Source organism: Nocardia takedensis NBRC 100417 (assembly GCF_000308695.1).
Classification (GTDB): domain Bacteria; phylum Actinomycetota; class Actinomycetes; order Mycobacteriales; family Mycobacteriaceae; genus Nocardia; species Nocardia takedensis.
In genome coordinates this window covers 1-21817 of record NZ_BAGG01000072.1, presented here as the reverse complement: position 1 = coordinate 21817, position 21817 = coordinate 1, and the positions used below count along the sequence as shown (strand labels likewise).

Annotated in this window: 20 protein-coding genes and 1 riboswitch; of the genes, 14 read left to right on the top strand and 6 right to left on the bottom strand. The window is 71.6% G+C overall.

Annotated features, from left to right (window positions below; all coding sequences use genetic code 11):
* Positions 1–13 precede the first annotated feature (13 nt).
* From ON30_RS15525 to ON30_RS15500, 6 genes are all read left to right on the top strand, one after another.
* Positions 14–622 (top strand): TetR/AcrR family transcriptional regulator, encoded by a 609-nt coding sequence (locus ON30_RS15525; RefSeq protein WP_040707872.1) that lies wholly within the window; start codon positions 14–16, stop codon positions 620–622.
* A gap of 42 nt (positions 623–664) precedes the next feature.
* Positions 665–764: riboswitch (cobalamin riboswitch) on the top strand.
* Between the two features lie 32 nt (positions 765–796).
* Positions 797–4441 carry a cobaltochelatase subunit CobN gene (cobN, locus tag ON30_RS15520; protein ID WP_040707870.1) on the top strand — a complete coding sequence of 1215 codons (3645 nt, stop codon included), beginning with the start codon at positions 797–799 and terminating at the stop codon, positions 4439–4441.
* Positions 4442–4570: 129 nt separating this feature from the next.
* Positions 4571–5227: an ABC transporter permease gene (locus ON30_RS15515; RefSeq protein WP_040707868.1), complete on the top strand. Its 657-nt coding sequence runs from the start codon at positions 4571–4573 to the stop codon at positions 5225–5227.
* Positions 5214–6389, top strand: a complete 1176-nt coding sequence (locus ON30_RS15510) for an ABC transporter ATP-binding protein (RefSeq protein ID WP_051029398.1) — start codon at positions 5214–5216, stop codon at positions 6387–6389. The genes ON30_RS15515 and ON30_RS15510 overlap by 14 nt, the downstream gene beginning before the upstream one ends.
* A complete protein-coding gene (locus ON30_RS15505) occupies positions 6386–7150 on the top strand; it encodes an ABC transporter permease (protein ID WP_040707867.1) in 765 nt (254 codons plus the stop codon). Before ON30_RS15510 ends, ON30_RS15505 begins: the two co-directional genes overlap by 4 nt.
* Complete coding sequence (locus tag ON30_RS15500) at positions 7147–8118, top strand: glycine betaine ABC transporter substrate-binding protein (protein WP_040707864.1); 972 nt, start codon at positions 7147–7149, stop codon at positions 8116–8118. Before ON30_RS15505 ends, ON30_RS15500 begins: the two co-directional genes overlap by 4 nt.
* A 16-nt stretch (positions 8119–8134) precedes the next feature.
* On the opposite strand, the gene ON30_RS15495 is transcribed toward ON30_RS15500, so the two are convergent.
* Positions 8135–8872: a TetR/AcrR family transcriptional regulator gene (locus tag ON30_RS15495; RefSeq protein WP_040707858.1), complete on the bottom strand. Its 738-nt coding sequence runs from the start codon at positions 8870–8872 to the stop codon at positions 8135–8137.
* A 54-nt stretch (positions 8873–8926) separates the two neighbouring features.
* Here ON30_RS15495 and ON30_RS15490 point away from each other — a divergent pair, with 54 nt between their 5' ends.
* Together ON30_RS15490 and ON30_RS15485 are read left to right on the top strand one after the other, a co-directional pair.
* Complete coding sequence (locus ON30_RS15490) at positions 8927–10387, top strand: MFS transporter (protein ID WP_040707857.1); 1461 nt, start codon at positions 8927–8929, stop codon at positions 10385–10387.
* 53 nt (positions 10388–10440) lie between these two features.
* On the top strand, positions 10441–10791 hold the full coding sequence (locus ON30_RS15485) for a hypothetical protein (protein WP_040707855.1): 351 nt from the start codon (positions 10441–10443) through the stop codon (positions 10789–10791).
* A 33-nt stretch (positions 10792–10824) separates the two neighbouring features.
* On the opposite strand, the gene ON30_RS15480 is transcribed toward ON30_RS15485, so the two are convergent.
* A complete protein-coding gene (locus ON30_RS15480) occupies positions 10825–11088 on the bottom strand; it encodes a helix-turn-helix transcriptional regulator (protein WP_040707853.1) in 264 nt (87 codons plus the stop codon).
* A 76-nt stretch (positions 11089–11164) separates the two neighbouring features.
* Here ON30_RS15480 and map point away from each other — a divergent pair, with 76 nt between their 5' ends.
* From map to ON30_RS37535, 3 genes are all read left to right on the top strand, one after another.
* Positions 11165–11932 (top strand): type I methionyl aminopeptidase, encoded by a 768-nt coding sequence (map, locus tag ON30_RS15475; RefSeq protein ID WP_040707890.1) that lies wholly within the window; start codon positions 11165–11167, stop codon positions 11930–11932.
* A gap of 31 nt (positions 11933–11963) precedes the next feature.
* Positions 11964–12347: a PPOX class F420-dependent oxidoreductase gene (locus ON30_RS15470; RefSeq protein ID WP_040707851.1), complete on the top strand. Its 384-nt coding sequence runs from the start codon at positions 11964–11966 to the stop codon at positions 12345–12347.
* Between the two features lie 167 nt (positions 12348–12514).
* Positions 12515–13003: a DUF4333 domain-containing protein gene (locus tag ON30_RS37535; protein ID WP_083911426.1), complete on the top strand. Its 489-nt coding sequence runs from the start codon at positions 12515–12517 to the stop codon at positions 13001–13003.
* A 21-nt stretch (positions 13004–13024) separates the two neighbouring features.
* Here ON30_RS37535 and ON30_RS15460 read toward each other — a convergent pair whose 3' ends face one another.
* Together ON30_RS15460 and ON30_RS15455 are read right to left on the bottom strand one after the other, a co-directional pair.
* A complete protein-coding gene (locus ON30_RS15460; RefSeq protein ID WP_040707850.1) occupies positions 13025–14410 on the bottom strand; it encodes a metallopeptidase TldD-related protein in 1386 nt (461 codons plus the stop codon).
* Positions 14407–15954 carry a TldD/PmbA family protein gene (locus ON30_RS15455; protein ID WP_040707848.1) on the bottom strand — a complete coding sequence of 516 codons (1548 nt, stop codon included), beginning with the start codon at positions 15952–15954 and terminating at the stop codon, positions 14407–14409. The genes ON30_RS15460 and ON30_RS15455 overlap by 4 nt, the downstream gene beginning before the upstream one ends.
* Positions 15955–16042: 88 nt before the next feature.
* On the opposite strand from ON30_RS15455, the gene ON30_RS15450 reads away from it, so the two are divergent.
* On the top strand, positions 16043–16678 hold the full coding sequence (locus ON30_RS15450; RefSeq protein WP_245554061.1) for a TetR/AcrR family transcriptional regulator: 636 nt from the start codon (positions 16043–16045) through the stop codon (positions 16676–16678).
* A gap of 3 nt (positions 16679–16681) precedes the next feature.
* Here ON30_RS15450 and ON30_RS15445 read toward each other — a convergent pair whose 3' ends face one another.
* Complete coding sequence (locus ON30_RS15445; protein WP_040707847.1) at positions 16682–17449, bottom strand: sulfite exporter TauE/SafE family protein; 768 nt, start codon at positions 17447–17449, stop codon at positions 16682–16684.
* 125 nt (positions 17450–17574) lie between these two features.
* Between ON30_RS15445 and ON30_RS15440 the strand changes: the two genes are divergently transcribed.
* Positions 17575–18750 (top strand): sensor histidine kinase, encoded by a 1176-nt coding sequence (locus ON30_RS15440; RefSeq protein ID WP_040707846.1) that lies wholly within the window; start codon positions 17575–17577, stop codon positions 18748–18750.
* A 6-nt stretch (positions 18751–18756) separates the two neighbouring features.
* Here ON30_RS15440 and ON30_RS37530 read toward each other — a convergent pair whose 3' ends face one another.
* On the bottom strand, positions 18757–21327 hold the full coding sequence (locus ON30_RS37530) for a DUF4132 domain-containing protein (protein WP_169334917.1): 2571 nt from the start codon (positions 21325–21327) through the stop codon (positions 18757–18759).
* 183 nt (positions 21328–21510) lie between these two features.
* Here ON30_RS37530 and ON30_RS39200 point away from each other — a divergent pair.
* The coding region (locus tag ON30_RS39200) for a response regulator (RefSeq protein ID WP_040707887.1) at positions 21511–21817 on the top strand (307 nt) is incomplete at its 3' end.

Here is a 21817-nt window from a genome sequence, read left to right as displayed (position 1 = left end):
GCACGCACCGCACATGAGCACCGCCGAGGACCCCGATATCGACCCGCGCCGGGTGCGCTCGCGCAACCGACTGCTCGACGCCGCCGCCGCGTTGCTGCGCTCGGGCGGACTCGAAGCCGTCACCGTCGAAGGCGTGACCTCGTTGTCCAAGGTCGCCAAGACCACCCTCTACCGGCATTTCGACAACGCCGTGCAGTTGCGGGCCGCCGCCATCGAACGACTGCTGCCGCCGGTCATCGAGACCCCGCCGCCGGGCCCGCTGCGCACGCGCCTGATCACCCTGCTCGAACGCCAGTCCGTCGCGATCCACGACGCGCCGTTGCAGGTCTCGACGCTGGCGTGGCTGGCCACCGGCGCCGACCGCACGGCCGACACCCCCGAGCTGAGTTCGCTGCGCGGTCGCCTCATCGACCAGTACCGGGTCCCGTTCGACCTGGTCCTCGACACCGACGAGGCCCGCGCCGAACTGGGCGATTTCGACCTGGTCTTCGTCCTCACCCAACTGGTGGGCCCGCTGGTGTTCACCAAACTCATCGGCTTCCCCGCGCCCACCGCCGACCAGTGCGCGCGCCTGGTCGACGATTTCCTGCTCGCGCGCCGCACGCACCGGGCCGCGGGCTGAGCGCGCGGGGACACCCGGCCGGCGGGGTCGAACCCGCCGGGTAGCATGCGGATGCTCGACGGACGACGAGGAAACCGGTGCAATTCCGGTGCGGTCGCGCCACTGTGAACAGCCAGACCCTCTCCGGCGAGCACCCCAACCCCCGATGGGCGCGTCACCCGAGGAAGGTCACCCGTGATCCTGCTGCTGTCCACGTCCGACACCGATCTGCTCAGCGCGCGCGCCAGTGGCGCGGACTACCGCTGGGGCAATCCGGCCCGGCTGCTCGTGGACGATCTGCCCGCGCTGCTCGACGGCGCGGACCTGGTGATCGTGCGCATCCTCGGCGGCCGCCGGGCCTGGGAGGAAGGGCTGGACGCGCTGCGCGCGAGCGGTGTGCCGCTGGTGGCGCTGGGCGGCGAGATCGCCCCCGACGCCGAACTCATGGAGTGCTCCACCGTGCCCGGCGGCGTCGCCGCGGACGCGCACAACTACTTGGCCGCGGGCGGCGCGGAGAACCTGCGGCAACTGCACCGGTTCCTGTCCGACACGGTCCTGCTGACCGGTCACGGCTTCGAGCCGCCGGTGCAGTTGCCGAGTTGGGGCGTGCTCGAACGCGCCGAGCGCGACCTGCCCGCCGACGCGCCGACCGTGGCGGTGATCTATTACCGCGCACAGCATCTGGCGGGCAACACCGGCTACATCGATGCGCTGTGCGCCGCGGTCGAGGACGCGGGCGCGCGCCCGCTGCCGCTGTACTGCGCCTCGCTGCGCACCGCCGAACCCGAACTGCTGGAAACCCTGCGCGGCGCCGACGCCCTGATCGTCACGGTGCTGGCGGCGGGCGGTTCCAAGCCCGCGACGGCCTCGGCGGGCGGCGACGACGAGGCGTGGGACGTGGCCGCGCTCGCCGAACTCGACGTCCCGATCCTGCAAGGACTGTGCCTGACCAGCGGTCGGGAACAGTGGGCGGCCAACGACGACGGACTGTCCCCGCTCGACGTCGCGACCCAGGTCGCGGTGCCCGAATTCGACGGCCGCATCATCACGGTGCCGTTCTCGTTCAAGGAATTCGACGCCGACGGCCTGTCGACCTATGTCCCCGACGCCGAGCGCGCCGCCCGGGTGGCGGGCATCGCGGTGCGCTACGCGCGCCTGCGCCACATCCCGGCCGCGGACAAGCGCCTGGTGCTCATGCTGTCGGCGTACCCGACCAAGCACGCCCGCATCGGCAACGCGGTCGGCCTGGACACCCCCGCCAGCGCCATCGCGCTGCTGCGCGCGCTGGGCGCGGCGGGCTACGACCTCGGCGCGCCCGGGGAGATCCCCGGCCTGGCCGAGGGCGACGGCGACGCGCTGATCCACGCGCTGATCGCCGCGGGCGGCCAGGACCCCGAATGGCTCAGCGCCGAACAGCTCGAGGGCAACCCGATCCGCATCTCGGCGGGCACCTACCGCACCTGGTTCGACACCCTGCCCGAGGATCTGCGCGAAGGCGTGCGGGAGGCGTGGGGCGCGGCCCCCGGTGAGCTCTACGTCGACCGCTCGGCCGATCCGGCGGGCGAGATCGTCATCGCCGCACTGCGTTTCGGCAACGTCGTGCTGATGGTGCAGCCGCCGCGCGGCTTCGGGGAGAACCCGGTCGCGATCTACCACGACCCGGATCTGCCGCCGAGCCACCACTACCTGGCCGCCTACCGCTGGCTCGCCGCCCCCGAGAGCGCGGGCGGTTTCGGCGCGGACGCCATGGTGCACCTGGGCAAACACGGCAACCTGGAATGGCTGCCGGGCAAGACGCTGGGCATGTCGGCCTCCTGCGGCACCGACGCCGCCCTGGGCGACCTGCCGCTGATCTATCCGTTCCTGGTCAACGACCCGGGCGAGGGCACCCAGGCCAAGCGACGCGCGCACGCCACCCTGGTCGACCACCTCATCCCGCCGATGGCCCGCGCCGAGAGCTACGGCGACATCTCGCGCCTCGAGCAGCTGCTCGACGAGCACGCCAACATCTCCACCCTGGACCCGGCCAAACTGCCCGCCATCCGCCAGCAGATCTGGACGCTCATGCGCGCGGCCGAGATGGACCGCGACCTGGGGCTGACCGAACGCCCCGAGGAAGAGGTCTTCGACGACATGCTGCTGCACGTCGACGGCTGGCTGTGCGAGATCAAGGACGTGCAGATCCGCGACGGCCTGCACATCCTGGGCCAGGCCCCGGCGGGCGAGATGGAACTGGATCTGGTCCTGGCCATGCTGCGCGCCCGGCAGTTGTGGGGCGGCGAACGCAACGTGCCTGGTCTGCGCGAGGCGCTGGGCCTGGACGAATCCGGTGACGCGGCGCGCACCCGCGTCGACGCGGTCGAGGCGAAGGCGCGCGACCTGCTCGTGGCGTTGCAGGCGCACGGGTGGTCGGCGGACGCGGTGGACGCCGTCGTCGACGCGGCCGCCGCGACGATCGCCGAACCCGAAGCGACGCGGGCGGAGTCGGAACCCCGGCTCGACGCGGTGCGCACCGTGCTGCGCTTCGCCGCCGCCGAGGTGGTGCCCCGCCTGCGCGGCACCGCCGTGGAGGTCGAGCGGGTCCTGCACGCGCTGAACGGCGGCTTCATCCCCGCCGGGCCGTCCGGTTCCCCGCTGCGCGGACTCATCAACGTCCTGCCCACCGGCCGTAACTTCTACTCCGTCGATCCCAAGGCGGTGCCGTCCCGGCTGGCCTGGGAAACCGGTCAGGCGATGGCGGATTCGCTGCTGCGCCGCTACCGCGAGGACCACGGCGAGTACCCGCGCTCGGTGGGCCTGTCGGTGTGGGGCACCTCGGCCATGCGCACCTCCGGCGACGACATCGCCGAAGTGCTGGCCCTGCTGGGCGTGCGCCCGGTCTGGGACGAGGCCAGCAGGCGGGTCACCACCCTCGAGGTGATCCCGCTCGCCGAACTGGACCGTCCGCGCGTCGACGTCACCGTCCGCATCAGCGGCTTCTTCCGCGACGCCTTCCCGCACGTGCTCGCCCTGCTGGACGACGCGGTGCGCTTGGTCGCCGACCTGGACGAACCCGCCGAAGCCAATTATGTGCGCGCACACGCGGAATCGGATCTGGCCGAGCACGGCGACCGCCGCCGGGCGACCACCCGCATCTTCGGCTCCAAGCCCGGCACCTACGGGGCGGGCCTGCTGCAACTCATCGATTCGCGCAGTTGGCGCACCGACGACGATCTGGCGCAGGTCTACACCGCGTGGGGCGGTTTCGCCTACGGTCGCGACCTGGACGGCGCGCCCGCCGCCGAGGACATGCGCACCGCCTACCGCCGGATCGCCGTGGCCGCCAAGAACACCGACACCCGCGAACACGACATCGCCGACTCCGACGACTATTTCCAATACCACGGCGGCATGGTCGCCACCGTGCGCGCGCTGACCGGCAAGAACCCCGAGGCCTACATCGGCGACAGCACCCGACCGGACGCGGTGCGCACCCGCACCCTGTCCGAGGAGACCTCGCGGGTGTTCCGCGCGCGCGTGGTCAACCCGCGCTGGCTCGAGGCCATGCGCAGGCACGGCTACAAGGGCGCGTTCGAGATGGCCGCGACGGTGGACTACCTGTTCGGCTACGACGCCACCACCGACGTCGTGGCGGATTGGATGTACGAGAAGCTCAGCGAGAGCTACGTCTTCGACGAGGTCAACCGCAAGTTCATGGAGCAGTCGAATCCGTGGGCGCTGCACGGCATCGCCGAACGCCTGCTCGAGGCCGCCGAGCGCGGCATGTGGGCCGAACCCGATCAGGGCACCCTGGACAAACTGCGTCAGGTCTACCTCGAGACCGAGGGCGAACTCGAATAGCGGTGTCCGCCATCGCGTCGCTCGAACAGGGCGGCGCGGTGGCGCACGGGCGCCGTTGTTTCGGAACTCGCTGTCCGGGGCATCCTCCGCGCGATAGTCTCCCGGATACCGGGTGAGGGGAGTGCGGTCCTGGACACGCTGTGGAATTTCGTCGTCACGCGGCGACACCAATTGCTGGTCGACTCGTATCTGCACCTGTCGGCGGTGGTGCAGTCGGTGCTGCTGGCCACCGTCGTGGCGGTACTGGTCGGCATCGCGGTCTACCGCAGTCCGCTGGGGTCGACCGCCGCGACGGCGGCCGCGAGCGCGGTGCTGACCGTGCCGTCCTTCGCGCTGCTCGGCCTGCTGATCCCGATCATGGGACTCGGTGTCGGACCGACCATCACGGCGCTGGTCGTGTACGCGCTGCTGCCGATCCTGCGCAACACCATCGTCGGCCTGGCCTCGGTGGACCCGTCGGTCACCGACGCGGCACGCGGGGTCGGCATGGGCCGCCTGCGGGTGCTCACCGCCATCGAATTGCCGCTGGCCTGGCCGGCGATCCTCGCGGGGATGCGGGTCAGCGCGCAGATGAGCATGGGCATTCTCGCCCTGGCCGCCTACGCCAAGGGGCCGGGCCTGGGCAATCTGATCTTCTCCGGCCTGCTGCGCCTGGGCACGCCCACGGCGGTGCCGCAGGCGTTGACCGGCACCGTGCTCGTCATCGTGCTCGCCCTGGCGCTGGACGGGGTCCTGCTGCTCGTCGGGCGACTGACCACTTCGAGGGGAATCCGTGACCGACAGTGAAATCCGCGCCGAAGCGCCTCGATCCGCGGCGGTGTCGGGGGTCGAGATCGTGCTCGACGAGGTCACCAAACACTATCCGGGACAGCGCGATCCCGCCGTGGACCGGGTGTCGCTGACGATCCCGGCCGGCGAGATCGTGGTGCTGGTCGGACCGTCGGGTTGCGGCAAGACCACCACGATGCGGATGATCAACCGGCTCATCGAGCCCACCTCGGGCACGATCACCATCGGCGGCCGCGAGGTCACCGCGATGGATGCCGACCAATTGCGGCGCGGCGTCGGCTATTCCATCCAGCAGGCGGGCCTGTTCCCGCACATGACGGTCGCCAAGAACGTCGCGACCGTCCCGGGCCTGCTCGGTTGGGACCGCCGTCGGACCGCGGCGCGGGTGGAGGAGATGCTGGATCTGGTCGGGCTCGACCCGGCCACCTACCGCGACCGCTATCCCCGGCAACTGTCCGGCGGACAGCAGCAGCGGGTGGGCGTGGCGCGGGCGCTGGCCGCCGACCCGCCGGTGCTGCTGATGGACGAACCGTTCGGCGCGGTCGACCCGATCACCCGCGGCGCGTTGCAGGACGAATTGCTGCGCCTACAGACCGAACTCGGCAAGACCATCGTCTTCGTCACCCACGACTTCAGCGAAGCCGTCAAGCTCGGTGACCGGATCGCGGTGCTGGGCAACGGGTCCCGCATCCTCCAGTACGACGTGCCCGCCGCGATCCTGGCCGATCCCGCCGACGAGACGGTGGCCGGTTTCGTGGGGTCCGACGCCTCGCTCAAACAACTCGGCCTCGCCCGCGTCGGCGCGGTCGCCCTCGAGGACTGCCCGGCGGCCCCCGAATCCGACTCCGTGCCGAGTCTGCGCGCGGCACTGGGCAATCGGCCGCTGGCGGTGGTCCTGGACGAGCGCCGCCGACCGCTGCGCCGAGTCACCGCCGCCGAACTCGCGGTGGCCACGTCGCTGTCGGAGGCGGGGTCGCCGGTCGGGACCACGGTCACCACCGAGGACACCCTCCAGGACGCGCTCGAGGCGCTGCTGTCCGAGCGCGGCGCGACCGCGGTGGTCGTCGGGCCGGACGGCGCGTACGCGGGCGTGGTCACCATCGACACGCTCGTCGCGCACCTGTCGGCCCTGCGCGCACGCGGGGAGGAGGGGCCGTGACCGACCTCGCGACCAGGCCCGCCACCGAGAGCCGGGCCGAATACCTGCGGCTGCTGGTCCAGCCGGTCGTGGTGGCGCTGCTCACCGCGGGCGTGCTGATCTGGGCGCTGCGCCGCGAATTGACCGTCACCCAGCAGGCCAGTCTGGAGGTGGGCAACATCGCCACCGTCACCTGGCAGCACGTGCTGATCACGCTCACCGTCACCCTGATCGTGATCGCGGTGGCGGTGCCGCTGGGCACGGTGCTCACGCGTCCCGGATATCGGCGTCTGGCACCGGTTTTCGTCGGGATCGCCAATATCGGCGCCTCCGCGCCCGCCATCGGCCTGATCGTGCTGTTCTACCTGTGGACCCGCACCACGGGCTTCTGGATCGGGGTGGCCCCCATCGCCTTCTATTCGTTGCTGCCGGTGCTGCGCAACACCATCCTGGGCTACCAGCAGGTCGACCCGGTACTGGTGGACGCGGGGCGCGGTCAGGGCATGTCGGCGCTGACGGTGTTGCGCCGCATCGAATTCCCGCTGGCCGTGCCCTACATCCTGGCGGGCCTGCGCACCTCGCTGGTCCTCGCGGTCGGCACCGCGACGCTGTCGTTCCTGGTCAGCGCGGGCGGGTTGGGCATCCTCATCGACACCGGATACAAGTTGCGCGACAACGTGACCCTGGTCGTGGGCGCGGTGCTGGCGGTGGCGCTGGCGTTGCTGGTGGACTGGCTCGGCGCGCTGGCCGAACAGTTCCTCGGCCCGCGGGGGCTGAAATGAGAGCGGCGCGCGTCCTGATCGCCGTGCTGGTGACTTCGGCGCTGGCGGCCTGCGGTCTGCAATCCGGCGGCGCGGTGCCGCTGCGGGTCGGTCCGGGCAGCATCACCCCCGTCGCCGCGCTCGACGGCGTCGCGGTCACGGTGGGCTCCAAGGATTTCACCGAGCAGAGCATCCTGGGCTACCTGATCGAATTCGCACTCGTCGCGGCCGGGGCCGAGGTGCGCGACCTGACCAACATCCAGGGCTCCAACAGCCTGCGCGACGCGCAGTTGCACGGTCAGATCGACATCGCCTACGACTACACCGGCACGGGGTGGATCAACTACCTGGGCAACGAGACCCCGATCCCCGACGAGAACGGCCAGTTCGAGGCGGTGGCCGCCCAGGACCGCGCCGAGCACGGCATGCGGTGGGCGGCGATGGCCCCGATGAACAACACCTACGCGATCGCCACGAGTCGCCGCACCGCCGAGCAGACCGGTGTGCGCACACTCTCGCAGTACGCGGCGCTGGTCGCGAGCGACGCGGGGGCCGCGGCCACCTGCGTCGGCACCGAGTTCAACGTCCGTCAGGACGGCTACCCGGGTATGGCCCGCGCCTACGGCATCGACGTGGGCGCGGTCCGCAAGCAGATCGTGCAGGACGCGGTGGTCTATCAGGCCACCGCGGACGCCACCCAATGCCGGTTCGGCTCGGTGGCCGCCACCGACGGCCGCATCCCCGCCCTGGATCTGGTGCTGCTCACCGACGATCGCGGCTTCTTCCCGAAGTACAACGCGGCCTTGGTATTGCGCGAGGATTTCGCCGCCGCGCATCCGGCGATCATCGAGGTGCTGACCCCGATCTCGCGGTTGCTGACCAACGAGACCATCACCGATCTGAACCGCCAGGTCGACGTGGAGGGCCGCGAACCCGCCGAGGTGGCCAGGGACTGGATGGTCGCGCGGGGGTTCGTGACCGAGGCGTGAGGGCCGTGCGCGCGGTTCACCCCTCGGTGGCCGCGCGCACGCGCTCGCCGTCGACCCCGCCGGGTCGGCGCAGGCGCGCGGCCAGTCCGTCCAGCGCGCACACCAGTCCGAAGTCGAAGGCGACCTCGCGCGCGGCGGCGAGCGGGATCTTGGGGGAGGCGCGGTATTCGGCGACCATCTCCGGGTAGTCGGCCGCCAGGTCGAGGACCTGCTCGACCAGTTGGTCGTGGGTCCGTTGGTCCGCGCCCATGCGGGTCCAGGCCAGTTCCGGGATCACCTGCCCCAGGACGAAACACAGCACGGTCCCGCTGGCCAGCGCGACGTCGGTGCCGGTGAAGCCCGCCGCCATGAAGGCGCGGTGCAACCGGTCGGTCAGGCGCAGCGCCTTGGGCCCCATGCTGGGCAGTTGACCCACCAGGGAGGCCGCCCAGGGGTGGGCCACCAGGCCGCGGCGCAGTTCGTGGGCGAAGGCGGTGACGAATTCGCGCCACGGCACGGTCGGGTCGCCGAGTTCGAGGGTGCCCCAGAATTCGTCGAGCGCCAGTTCCAGCAGATCGTCCTTGGTGGCGACGTGCCAGTACAGGCTGGTGGCTCCGGCGTCGAGTCGCGCGCCGAGTTTGCGCATGCTCAGCGCCGCCAGACCTTCGGCGTCGAGCAGTTCGATCGCCGCGGCCACGATCTGCTCACGACTGAGCCCCGCGGCCTTGGGCCTGCGGGTCGGCCTGGTCCATACCGACGAGAACTGCTTGCTCACCCGTCCGATCCTAATTCGCTCGCACGCTGTACCAATTTATCGTACGGTGTGCGAGTGGAATCGAACACTGTGCGAGACCCCCGCCGCTGGTGGGTGCTGGGGGTGCTCTGTCTGTCCCTGCTGGTGCTGATGATCGACGGCACCGTCCTCAATCTGGCCATCCCGTCGCTCATCACCGAACTCGGCGCGACGCCCGCCGACATCCAATGGATCCTGGACGCCTACGTCCTGGTCTTCGCCGGCCTGCTGCTGACGGCGGGCAGCCTGTCCGACCGCTACGGCAGACGGCGCATTCTGATCATCGGCCTGGCGGTCTTCGGCGTGGCGTCGCTGGCCGCCGTCCTGGCCACCGAACCGTGGCAGGTCGTCGCGGCGCGCGCCGCGATGGGCATCGGCGGGTCGCTGGTCATGCCCTCGACCCTGTCCATCCTCATGACCACCTTCGCCGAGGACGAACGCCGCACCGCGATGGCCGCGTGGACCACCGTGTCCATGGTCGGCATCGTCCTGGGCCCCACCCTGGGCGGCTTCCTGCTCGAGCACTACTGGTGGGGTTCGGTGTTCCTGATCAACATCCCGGTCGCGGCCGCGGCCATCGCGGCCGCGGTGCTGCTGATGCCCGAGACCACCGGCGAACAGCGCCCGGTCGACGCGGTCGGGGTCGTGCTGTCGATCCTGGCGCTGGGCGCCACCGTCTACGTGATCATCGAACGCGAATGGAATCCCGCCACGATCGCGGTGGCCGTGGTCGCCGCCGTCGGCTTCGTCGTGTGGGAGGCGCGCTCGGCCCATCCGATGCTGCCGCTGGGCGTCTTCGCCCACCGGGATTTCACCGGCACCGCGCTCACGTTGCTGCTCATGGTCTTCGGCATGGGCGCGGTCATGCTGATCCTGACCCAATACCTGCAATTCGTCCTCGGCTACGGGCCGATGCGGGCCGGCCTGGCGCTGCTGCCGTACGCGGTGGCGGCGGCGATCTGCAACGGCCTCGGCGCGACCCTGGGTCGTCGGATCAGCAACAAGACCCTGATCGTGTCCGGCCTGCTGGTCATGGGCGCGGCCTTCGCCGTGCTGGCCACGGGCGAGGGCTACCTGTGGGTGCTGGTCGCGATGTTGGTGATGGGCGCGGGCGGCGGCCTCGCGGGCCCGGCGGCCTACGCCTCGATCATGAACGCGATCCCGCTCGAGCACGCGGGCGTCGGTTCGGCCCTCAACGACACCCTGCAACAGGTCGGCATGGCGATCAGCATCGCCGTCCTCGGCAGCGCGCTGGCCGGCGTCTACACCGACCACATGCCCGCCGACATCCCGGAGGCCGCGCGCGACTCCATCGGCGTCGCCTTCGAACTCGGCTACGCGGACGCCGCCAAGGAGGCGTTCACCGCGGCCATGTCGGCGGGGTCGTGGATCAGTGCGGGCTTCAGCGTCGCCGCCGCCCTGCTCGGGCTGATCCTGCTGCGTGGGAAACCCCTCCCGCCCGTGGTCGCCGAACCGGAGGTGAGCGAGGCCCGCTGAGCCGGCCCTGTTTGACCGGCGTCGGCTCGGCAACACGGGCCCTAGGAGGTGCGATGGGCGACGACGCGGGCAAGGTCTGGAAGGACGACGGTTCGTTCCGTCGCGCGGTGCGCTACGTCCTGGGTGTGATCGCGGTCGTCGCGGTGTACGTCGCGGTGGCCGCGGCCTGGGCGGGGCGGCGCGAATCCTGCGCCGCCGCCGAGACCACGCTGTGCGACACCACCGCGGGACTCGTCGTCGTCCTCGTGCCCGCCGTCCTGCTGCTGCTGGGCGGGATCGGCGCGTTCGTCCGGACCTACCGGGTGTGGCGCGAAGGCGGCAGTTGGCCGATCTGGCAGGGCGCGGGATGGTTCCTGCTCGTGCTGATGACGGTCTTCCTGGCGATCGGCGGCGGCGTGGGCTGAAGTTTCCCCGTCCCGCGGTCTACGCGGCGCGCGTCAGGCGGATTCGGCCAGTCCGGCCGCGCGATAGGCGTCGGCCAGATCCTGCAACGGCACGTCCAGGGCGAGACCGAGGGCGACCACCGTGCCGAAGGCGGGGGAGGGCAGCCTGCCGGTCTCGATCTTGCGCAGCGTCTCCGGGGAGATGCCCGCGGCGGCGGCGACCTCGGCGAGATCGCGGTCCGCGCGCGCGGACCGCAGCCGACCGCCGAGCCTGCGACCGGCTTCGATCTGGGCGGGGGTGAGCGGGAGGCGAACCATGCGGCCCACCCTACGATTGGTATTTAAATACCGCAAGCGGTTAGGCTCGGTATAAAAATACCGAGTGGAGGTCGTGATGGTGGAACTGAAGACGCCCGCGGAGATCGAACGCATGGCGGTCACCGGCCGGTTCGTCGCCGAAGTGCTGGGCGAACTGCGTGAGCGCGCGCGGGTCGGGGTCAACCTGCTGGAACTGGAAGCCCATGTGCGCGAACGCATCCGCGAACGCGGCGCGGTCTCCTGCTACTGGGACTACGCGCCTTCCTTCGGGCGCGGGCCGTTCCGCAACACCGTCTGCCTCTCGGTCAACGACGCCGTCCTGCACGGCCTGCCCTTCGACTACGCCCTGCGCGACGGCGACGTGCTCAGCATCGATCTGGCCGTCTCCCTCGACGGCTGGGTGGCCGATTCGGCGATCACCGTCATCGTCGGCACGGCCGCCGAACCCGACCGGCGATTGGTGCGCGCCACCGAGGACGCGCTCGCGGCGGCCGTCGCGGTCGCCGTGCCGGGCAACCGCGTCGGCGACCTGTCCGCCGCCATCGCCGGGGTCGCGCGCGCCGCGGGCTACCCGGTCAACACCGAATTCGGCGGGCACGGACTCGGCCGCACCATGCACGAGGACCCGCACATCGCGAATCAGGGCCGCCCCGGCCGCGGCTACCCGTTGCGCCCCGGCCTGACGATCGCCATCGAACCCTGGTTCGCGGCGGGCACCGACCGCATCGTCACCGACCCCGACGGCTGGACCATCCGCTCGGCCGACGGGTCGCGCACCGCGCACTCCGAACACACCGTCGCCGTCACCGAGGACGGTCCGCTGGTGCTCACCCGCGCGCACTGACCGCGGCCGCGTTCGCGATTAGGCTGCGCACATGACCGATACGCTGGGAGCCCTGGGCAAAGCGGACTACGTACTGCTGACCACCTACCGCAAGGACGGCACGCCGGTCGGCACGCCGCTGTGGGCGGTCGCCGAGGGCGACAAACTCTACGTCTGGACCGTCACCGACAGCTGGAAGGTCAAGCGGTTGCGGCGCAACCCCGCCGTCACGGTGCGTCCGTGCGACGTGCGCGGCAAACCCAAGGGCGAGGAAGTGGCCGGCACCGGCCGCATCCTCGACGCCGCCGAGACCGAGCACGTGCGGAAACTGTTGAAGCGCAAGTACTTCATCCTGGGTCCGCTGACCATCATCGGCAGCAACCTGCGGCGCGGCAAGGCCGGGACGATCGGCATCGAGATCACCCCGACCCCCTGACGACCTGCGCCGCGGCCGGTGCGCGTGGCGCAATCCGCACACCGGACAGCGCGTTTCGGGGGAGTGTGGGGCGAAGGCCGCCCGGGCTCCGATATCCTCAGCGCGCAACCGGGGTAGTTCACTGGCGGAGGTCATGATTCGGCCCTGCCCCGGGGGGAGGGCACGTGATGACGGTACCGACACGACAGCCGAATACCTCTCGCCCCTATCCGATCGCCGAGCCCCCGCGCGAGCCGGAGTCGGGTTACGACGCGAACGGCTGGGTGCCGGTGATCATCGCCGGCGTCGCGGCCGCTTTCGCGATCGCGATCGTGGGGGTGATCGCCGCGCTCGTCGTGGTCAACATCCGCGAATCCGCGCCGCGCGCGCCGAAACCCGCGGTCGCCTCCCAGACGACGGCGGCGCCCACCACCCCCGTGCTCGCCGTGCCCCCGGTCGAGGTCCTCGACCGGGCGGCGGTGCAGCGCGGCGTGGCCTCGGTCCTCGGTGAGTCCTACGGATTCGACGACGTGCGCACGGTGAACTGCCCCGCGGAGCAGCCCGTGGCGATCGGCACGGTCTTCGACTGCGCGGTGCGCGTGGACGGCGCGGCCAGGACCGTCACCGTGACCGTCACCGACGAGATCGGCACCTACGAGGTCAGCCGACCGTTCTGACCCCGCCCGGCGGCGAGGCGATCAGGTCGCCTCGCTCACCGAGGACATGTGGAAATCCGGAATCCGCAACGGCGGCATGGCCGTGCGGGTGAACCAGTCCTTCCACTCGCGCGGCAGCGTGATCTCCGTCGCGCCCGCCTCGGTGGCCCGGCGCAGCAGGTCCAGCGGGCTCTCGTTGAACCGGAAGTTGTTCACCGCGCCCGTGACCGCGCCGTCCTCGACCAGATAGACCCCGTCGCGGGTGAGCCCCGTCAGCAGCAGCGTCGCCGGGTCGACTTCGCGGATGTACCACAGCGTGGTCAGCAGCAAACCGCGCTCGGTGCGCGCGACCATATCTTCCACGCTCGCCCCCGAACCGCCGGTCAGCAGCAGGTTCTCCCCGGGCACGGTGGTCGTCGCGTCGAATTCCGCGGCGGTGGCGCGCGGGTAGATCAGCGCGTTGACCGCGCCGTCGCGCAACCAGTCGACCCGTTCGGCGGGCAGTCCGTTGTCGAAGACCGACAGCGCCTCCGAGGAGGTCCGGGTACTGACGAACGGCTGGTATTCCAGGCCAGGGGCGTGCGGATCGGAATACAGCGTCAGCGGCAGGTCGCCGAGTTTCTCTCCGATACGGGTGCCGCCCGCGCGGGCGAAGGCGGTGTGGCCCTCGTGCGCGCCGCGCCCCTCCATCGCCCAGGCCATGTAGATCATCATGTCCGCCACCGTGGACGGCGGCATCAGCGTCTCGTAGCGCCCCGGCTCGAGTCGGATTTTCTTGCCCGCCCAGTCCAGCCTGCGGGTGAGTTCGGCCAGCAGCGCGGGCACCTCGACGTCGGTGAAGTCGACGGTGCCGACGCCCGCCCACGCGCTCGCCAGATCCGCGCCCTCGCCGCGCTTGCCGTTGATCTCGATCGACCCGCCGGGCTGGACGTGCCGCGACCGCAGCCCCGTGGACGCGCCCAGCCAGGTGGTGTCCACCCGGTGCTCGGCGAAACCGTAGAGTCGGTCCGCGGCGTCGAAACCCGCGGCCAGGTCACGGGCGATCCCGGTGAACACCCCGATATCGGTGCGCGTGGGTTCGGCGGCCCAGTCCGGTGCGGGCGCGCCCGCCGCCACCAGCGGCATCGCGTCGCGCGCGGGTTCGGCCGTACGCGCGGCCTCCTCGCTCGCCCGCACCACGGCCTCGATCTCGCGCGGGTCCACGCTGGTCGAGCTCACGGTGCCGACCCGCGCCGCGTGCGGGCCGTCCCGGAAGATCGACACCACCGACCAGGTCCGCGAGACCGTCGACCCGTTGGTGGTCATCGAATTGCCCGCCCAGCGCAGGGTGGCCTCCGAGCCGTCGGTGACGATCACCACCGCCTCGTCCGCCGCCGACAGCGCGAGCGCGCGTTCGACGACCTCACCCGCATGCGGTACTTCCGTCACTGGCCTGCCTCCGTCCGGGTGTTGAGAACAGTGATGCCGCGCACCAGGATCGACGGGCAGCCGTGGCTCACCGCCGCGACCTGGCCGGGTTGGGCCTTGCCGCAGTTGAACGCACCGCCCAACCGCCAGGTCGAGGGGCCGCCGACGGCCTCCATCGCGCCCCAGAAGTCGGTGGTCGTCGCCTGGTAGGCGACATCGCGCAGTTGGCCGTCGAGCCTGCCGTCGCGGATGCGGAAGAACCGCTGTCCGGTGAACTGGAAGTTGTAGCGCTGCATATCGATCGACCACGACTTGTCGCCGACGATGTAGATGCCGTCCCGCACCCGCGAGATCAATTCCTCGGTGCTGGTGTCACGGTCGGGGTCGGGCGCGAGGGAGACGTTGGCCATGCGCTGGATCGGCACGTGGTGCGCGGAGTCGGCGTAGGAGCATCCGTTGGAACGCTCGAGCCCCAGCCGGGGTGCGAAGACCCGGTCGAGTTGGTAGCCCACCAGGGTGCCCTCGCGTACCAGGTCCCAGCGCTGTCCGGCCACGCCTTCGTCGTCGTAGCCGATCGTGGACAGACCGTGCGGTTCGGTGCGGTCGCCGGTGACGTGCATGATCGGCGTCCCGTAGCGCAGCGTGCCCAGCTTGTCCGGCGTGGCGAAGGAGGTGCCCGCGTAGGCGGACTCGTAGCCGATCGCGCGATCGTATTCGGTCGCGTGGCCGATGGATTCGTGGATCGTCAACCACAGGTTCGTCGGGTCGATGACCAGGTCGGTCGGCCCGGGGGTGACACTGGGCGCCTTGACCTTCTCGGCCAGCCAGGACGGGATCGCGGCGAGTTCGCCGTCCCAGTCCCAGACGCCGTCCGCGCCCGTCACGTACTCCCAACCGCGCCCGGCAGGCGCCGCGAGCGTGCGCATCGTCTCGAACACCCCGGCCGCCGAATCGACGGTGATCGCCGCCAATTCGGGGTGCAGGCGCACCCGCTGCTGGGTGATCGAGGACCCGGCGGTGTCGGCGTAGTAGGTCTGCTCCTTGACCTGCAACACCGACGCCGTCACGTGATCCACCCCGTCGGCGGCCGCGAGGCGCTGCGAATACTCCTGGAGCAACGCGACCTTGTCGGCGGTCGCCACCGCGAACGGATCGATCTCGTAGGCCGAGGACCAGCGCACCTCCGAGTACACCGGCTCGGGCGCGAGTTCCACGCGCTCGCGGTTGAGCGCGCGCAACGTCGTCGCGACCGTCACCGCGCGCAAGGCCACCTCCACCGCGGTCCGCGCGTCGAGCGCGGGATGGGAGGCGAAACCCCAGGTGCCGTCGACGATCACCCGCACCGCGAAACCGAGATCGGTGGAATCGGCCACCGATTCCACCCGCCCGTCGCGCAACCGGATCGACTGGGTGACCAACCGGTGCACCCGCACGTCGGCGTGGGACGCGCCCGCCGCGGTGGCCGAGGCCAGGGCGGCTTCGGCGAGCGGACCCAGTGGCAGGGCGAGGAATTCGGCGTCGACGCGCGGGTGGGTCGACGACTCCTCGGAATTCGGGAAGCTCACCCCGCCACGCTACCGCCTACCGTGCGAACGGCACGCGGTGAATTCGCGGTTACCGCACCGGCGGCGGCCGATGCCGTACTGTGCCGGCGTGCCGCCATCCGCTCTCCGCGATCGCAAACGGGAACGTACCCGCCGGGCCCTGCTCGAGGCCGCCGTCGAATTGTTCGAGGACAGAGGCTACGAGGAAACCACGGTGGCCGATATCGCCGCCGCGGCGGAGGTCGGCACCCGCACCTTCTTCAACTATTTCGCCAGCAAAGAGGAGCTACTCTTCCCGGACCCCGACGAACGGGTCCGCGCGGCCGTGGTCGCCATCGCCGGTCGCCGCCCGGGGGAGCGTCCGGTGGAGGTGCTGCTGCGCGCGCTGCGCGCGGCGGGCGACAATCCCGGCGAACACCTCATCGACGACCTCAACGCCAGAATCGCCGCGGTGCGCGCGCGGGTCTCGCGGACCGTGCCCGCCGTCAGCGGCCGCGCCGCGCACGCGCAACTGGTGGCCCAGCGCGAGATCGGCCGTCAACTGCACACCGCCTTCCCCGACGAATTCGATGAAGTGGGCGCGGCGGCGCTGGTGGGCGCGGTGGTCGGCGCGGTCTCCGGCGCGCTGACGGTGCTGTTCCAGCAGCCGCAGTCCGGCCCCGACGACGGCGAACGCCTGCACCGCCGCATCCACGAGACCACCTCGCGGGTCCTGCAACCCTGGCTCGCCGCGCCCCGCCCCTGAGCCTCAGCGGAACTGCTGCCAGCCCAACCGGATCACCATCGCGACGACCACCACCAGCAGCACGACGCGCACGAATTCCGCGCCGCGCCGCACCGCCATGCGCGAACCCACCACCGCGCCCGCGATATTCGCCACCGCCATCGCCGCGCCGAGCGCGAACAGGATGTGCCCGGTGAACCCGAAGTACAGCAGCGCGCCCACGTTCGACCCGCAGTTGATCACTTTCGCCATCGCCGCCGCCCGCACGAACTCGGTGCCGAGCAGCGTGGCGAAGGTGATGATCAGGAAGGTGCCGGTGCCGGGCCCGATCAGCCCGTCGTAGAGCCCGATCAGTCCCGCCGCCAGCGCGATCACCAGGATCGTACGGCGGCGCGTCGGGGGATGAGTGGCCATGGTGACCCCGATCGAGGGCCGCAGCGTCACGAACACCGCCACCGCGACCAGCACCGCCATGACGATCGGGATGAACAGATCGCGGTCGATCAGCGAGACCGCGGCCGCGCCCGCCGCGGCGGTGACCGCCGCGAGCACGGCCGCGGGCAGCAGGATCGGCCACCGCATCGGCACCTTGCGCGCGAAAGTGATCACCGCGGCCCCGGTCCCGGCGACCGCCGCCATCTTGTTGGTGCCCAGCGCGGTCTGCGGAGCGATTCCCGGCATGGTCAGCAACAGTGTCGGCAGGATGATCAGACCGCCGCCGCCGACCACCGCGTCCACCCACCCCGCCGCGCCCGCGGCCGCCAGCAGGACCGTCCAGTCCGAGAAATCCACCGGCCAAGCCAAGCAGACCGACCGAACCCGCCCGGGCGCGGGCGCGACCGGAGTGCCGCACGCCACGCCGCCGCCGCGGCCCGCCGTGTCCGGTCCGCCGCGCCCGTCGACCTAGGCTGAGCGGCGTGCGCCGGTTCAGTCTGTGGCTTCGCGGCAAGCCCCTCGTAGCCGATTCCATCCTGGCCTTCGGTCTGCTGCTGCTCGACCTGACCGGACTCGGCGGCAGCACCGAGAAGGGCGTCTACCTGGTCATCGCCGGGTTGCTGCCGATCCCGGTGGCCTTCCGCCGCGCCTACCCCCGCGCGATGTCGGCGGTGCTGGTGGCGATGTCGCTGGTCACCACACTGGTCAGCTACCTGATCGGCGATCCGGTCGTGCATCCCGCCCTGCTGTCGCTGGGCATCATGCTGTACACGCTGGTCGCCTACGTCGGGCGGCGCGAGGGCCTGCTGTTGCTGCTCGGCCTGATCCCCGACGCCACGCTGTCGACCCTGCTGCTCGACGACCTGTCGGCCACCACCGTCGCCCTCGACGTCCTGTTCTATTCGCTGTGCTGGACCCTGGCCGAATTCAACGGCGCCAGACACGGCTACGACGCCGAAGTGGCCGCCCGACTCGTCGTCGCCGACTACGACCGGGAACGCCGCACCCACGAAGCCGTCGCCAGGGAACGCACCCGCATCGCCCGCGAACTGCACGACGTCGTCGCCCACGCGGTCAGCGTCATCATCGTGCAGGCCGACGGCGCGGGCTACGCGGTGCGCCGCGACCCCGAAGCGGCCGAACGGGCGCTGGGCATCATCGCCGGCACCGGCCGCGAGGCGCTGCGCGAACTGCGCCGCACCGTCGCCCTGCTGCGCACCGAACACGCGCCCGACCAACTGCCCCAGCACGGCACCGCCGGACTGGCCGCCGTGGTGGGGATGATGCGCGACACCGGCCTGGCCGTGGAACTGGAACTGACCGGCGAACTGGACACCATCGCCCCCGAGGTGAGCCTCGGCGTGCACCGCGTCGTCCAGGAATCGCTGACCAACACGCTGCGCCACGCGGGCGCGCACCCGAAGGCGTGGGTGCGGGTCCAGCGCCGCGACGACGCCGACGTGCTGGTCGAGGTGGTCGATAGCGGCGGGGTGCCGGTGCACGGACCGCACACCGGCCCGATCGAGGGCAGCGGCCTGGGACTGGTCGGGATGCGCGAACGCGTCGCCGTGCTCGGCGGCGCCCTGGAGACCGGCAGGCGACGCGACGGGGCGTGGGTCGTGCGGGCCACCATCCCGCTGACCCGCGACACCGACTGAACCGCCTCAGGACACCAGGATCTCCAGATCCCGCAGGATCTCGCTGGCGGTGATCGGGTCCAGCGTCGCGAAACGCGTATCCCCGCAGCGGTGCATCCAGTGCCGCGGCGGACCGGCGGTCAGTTCCACCGAGGCCACCACCTGCTCCGGGATCAGCATCGGATCGGCGGCGTCGATGCCGTCGTCCAAGGCGAGCAGCACCTGCAGGTCCGCGCCGACCGGACGGAACAGGTAGTCCTGGATCCCGCCGTCGGCGGGGGCGCTGCGCCGCCAGCCCGCATCCTCCATGCGCAGCAGCGCTCTGGTCGAGACCATCCGATCGGCGAAGCGCGCCAACCTGGTCGCGGCGGCCTCGCTGTCGGTGAGCCGGAAGACCGTGCGGTCCAACTGGGCGAACGGTTGGCGGACGCGGTCCTCGGCGAATCGGCGCACCCAGCGCGGCAGTCGGTCGCCCAGATGCAGGGGATGGGCCAACGCGATCGTCGCGTCGGTCAGCAGCACCGCGCGGTCCTCCACGTCGCGAGTGCCGGTCTCCTCGGTGACCCGGAAATCGGCCACCGCGCGGCCGGATTCGTCCAACACCACCCAGACCAACTGTCGGGCCAGCCGCCGCAGGATCGGATGTTCCAGGAACACCGTGCGGTGCTCGGCCGCGCTCCACGTGCGCACCTCGGCCATGGCCCGCTCCAACCGGCGCGCCTGGGCGGCGGCCACGATGTCGAGTTCGCGCTCGACGGCGGTCACCTTCGCGGCCAGGTCGGGAGCCAGGACGCGCCGCGGCAGGAACCGCAGGTCGCGGGCGGAACCGTCGCTCGCGCCGAGCAGCGGCATCCGGGTGCCGTCGGCCAGCGGCAGCGAGCCGTCGGCATCCAGTCCGCAGGTGGGGACGCGCCGGTCGGCGAGCCGTTCGGCCGACAGGCCCAGGCGTTCGGCCACCGCCGCCACCCCGCGATCGGCCTCGGCCCTGGCCGCGTCGGGCGGCAGGACCGCCGCGAGCCGGATCAGCCCGCCCAGCGCCGCTTCGGTGCCGATCCGCACCAGCACCCGCAGCGCGGGCACCAGCACCTCGGGGGGCGCGCCCTGCTCGATCATCTCGACCACGGCGCGCGTGGTGGCGTCGTCGGCCGTCTTGGCCAGGGCCGTCCACACCCAGTCCTCACCCGCCGGGCAGCCCGCCGCGCGCCAGCGCCGGAAGATGCCCCACCCGAATTCGGCCCGCTCGGCCGGATCGAGATCGGCGATCAGCGCGTCGACGTAATCGTGCTCGGGACCGGCCAGCAGCGTGCACAGGCGCAGCGCGTCGGCGTAGGCGGGCGCGGGCAGTCGCGTGAGATCCAGCCACGGCCGGAATTCCAGCGGATCGGCCACCGGCGCGCCGAGATGATCGCTGAGCAGCGCGGCGCATTCGGCCCCGACGGTGTCCGCGCGTCGGGCGGCCGCCGACAGCAGTCGATCGGCGCGCTCGGGGAAGGCGGTGACCGCGCCGCGCAACGCGCCGCGCACCCGCCTGTCGGGCAGACGGCCCACCAGCAGGTCGAAGGCCGCGTCGGTGGGGAAGTCGGCCAGAATCCGCGCCGCGCGCCCCACCATCTCCGGCCGCGCCGACCCGATGCCCGCCGCGATGAGCGGCGCGCAGGCCGGGCCCAGGTGCGCGGCCAGGCTGTAGAGCAGGCGGGTGTCGGCCACCAGGGCCGCGCGTCCCGTCGCCGCCGCGACGCGTTCGGCCGCCGTGACGGTGTCCACGACGGTGTAGAGCGCCGCGACCGTCCAATCGGCTCCGTCGGGATGGTTGGTTGCGCCAGGCTGGCTGGTTGTGTCGGGCTGGTCGGTTGCGCCAGGCCGGTCGGTTCCGCCAGGCCAGTTGGTTCCGCTGGGCGGGCCTGTTCCGCTGGGCCGGTCGGCTGTACCGGGCGGCAATTCCGCGAGCGCCTCGCTCGCCCACGCCCGCTCGGTCGGGGCGAGATAGGCCGCCAACCGCCGCGCGGGCGCGTCGACCCGCGCGGCCGCCAGGACCTCGACGGTGTCGCGGTAGGAATCCTCGGGCTCGACCGCCAGCAACGCGCGCAGCCTGCGCGCGACCCCGCGCAGCGAGGCGTCCGCCGACCCGCGCCGCACCGCGAGTCGCCTGCCGTCGAGCCCGTCGGCGCCCGGCGGGCCGATCAGCTCGACCCGGCTCGCCGCGAGCACCGCGCCCGCCGCGAATTCCGGTCCGTACCAGCGCAGCAGCAGATCGGCCGCGTGGCCGCGATCCGGCGGCGGCAGCAACCGCAGCAGCAGCGCGACGAGGACCCCCGACCCCGTCGGCTCGCCCACCCCGGAATTCAGCACGGCCAGACCCCGCCCGGCGAGCGACGGGTCCGAGCCGGGATGCTCAAGGACCGCGCGCAATTCCTCGGCGCGGTCCCACAGCAGATCCCGAACGCGTTGCGCGCCCGCGTGATCGACGGTGACGCGGTAGCGCGCGCGACCGCGCCACGGCTCGGTGCGCCGCCACCACCACTCGGGGACGATCCATCGGTGTTCATCGGCATGCGGTCGTTGGTGAGGCAGTCGTTCGTGCGGAGTGCAATCGGACACGGATCCCCCCGGGCTCTCAATCTGATCCAACCTGAAACGATATCGCGTGCCACCGACAGGATCGAAGGGACGGTACCGGGGAAAATCAAGCCGCGCAGCCGAACCCGCGCGGGCGCGCCCCCGGCGCTCGGGGCACGGGACCGGCCGACGGCGGCGGCCCGGCACGGCCGATACATTGGGCGGGTGCCGATCACCGTACTCGTCGTCGACGATCAGGAACTCATGCGCATGGGGCTCAAGATGGTCCTCGGCGCGCATCCCGACCTCGAGGTGGTCGGCGAGGCCGACAACGGCGCGTCCGCCGTCGCGCGCGCGGCGGAACTGCGGCCCGACGTGGTGCTCATGGACGTGCGCATGCCCGTGGTCGACGGGGTGACCGCGACCGGACGCATCCTGGAGGCGGGCCACGGCAGCAAGGTCCTGGTGATGACCACCTTCGACCTGGACGAACACGCCCTGGGCGCGCTGCGCGCGGGCGCGAGCGGCTTCC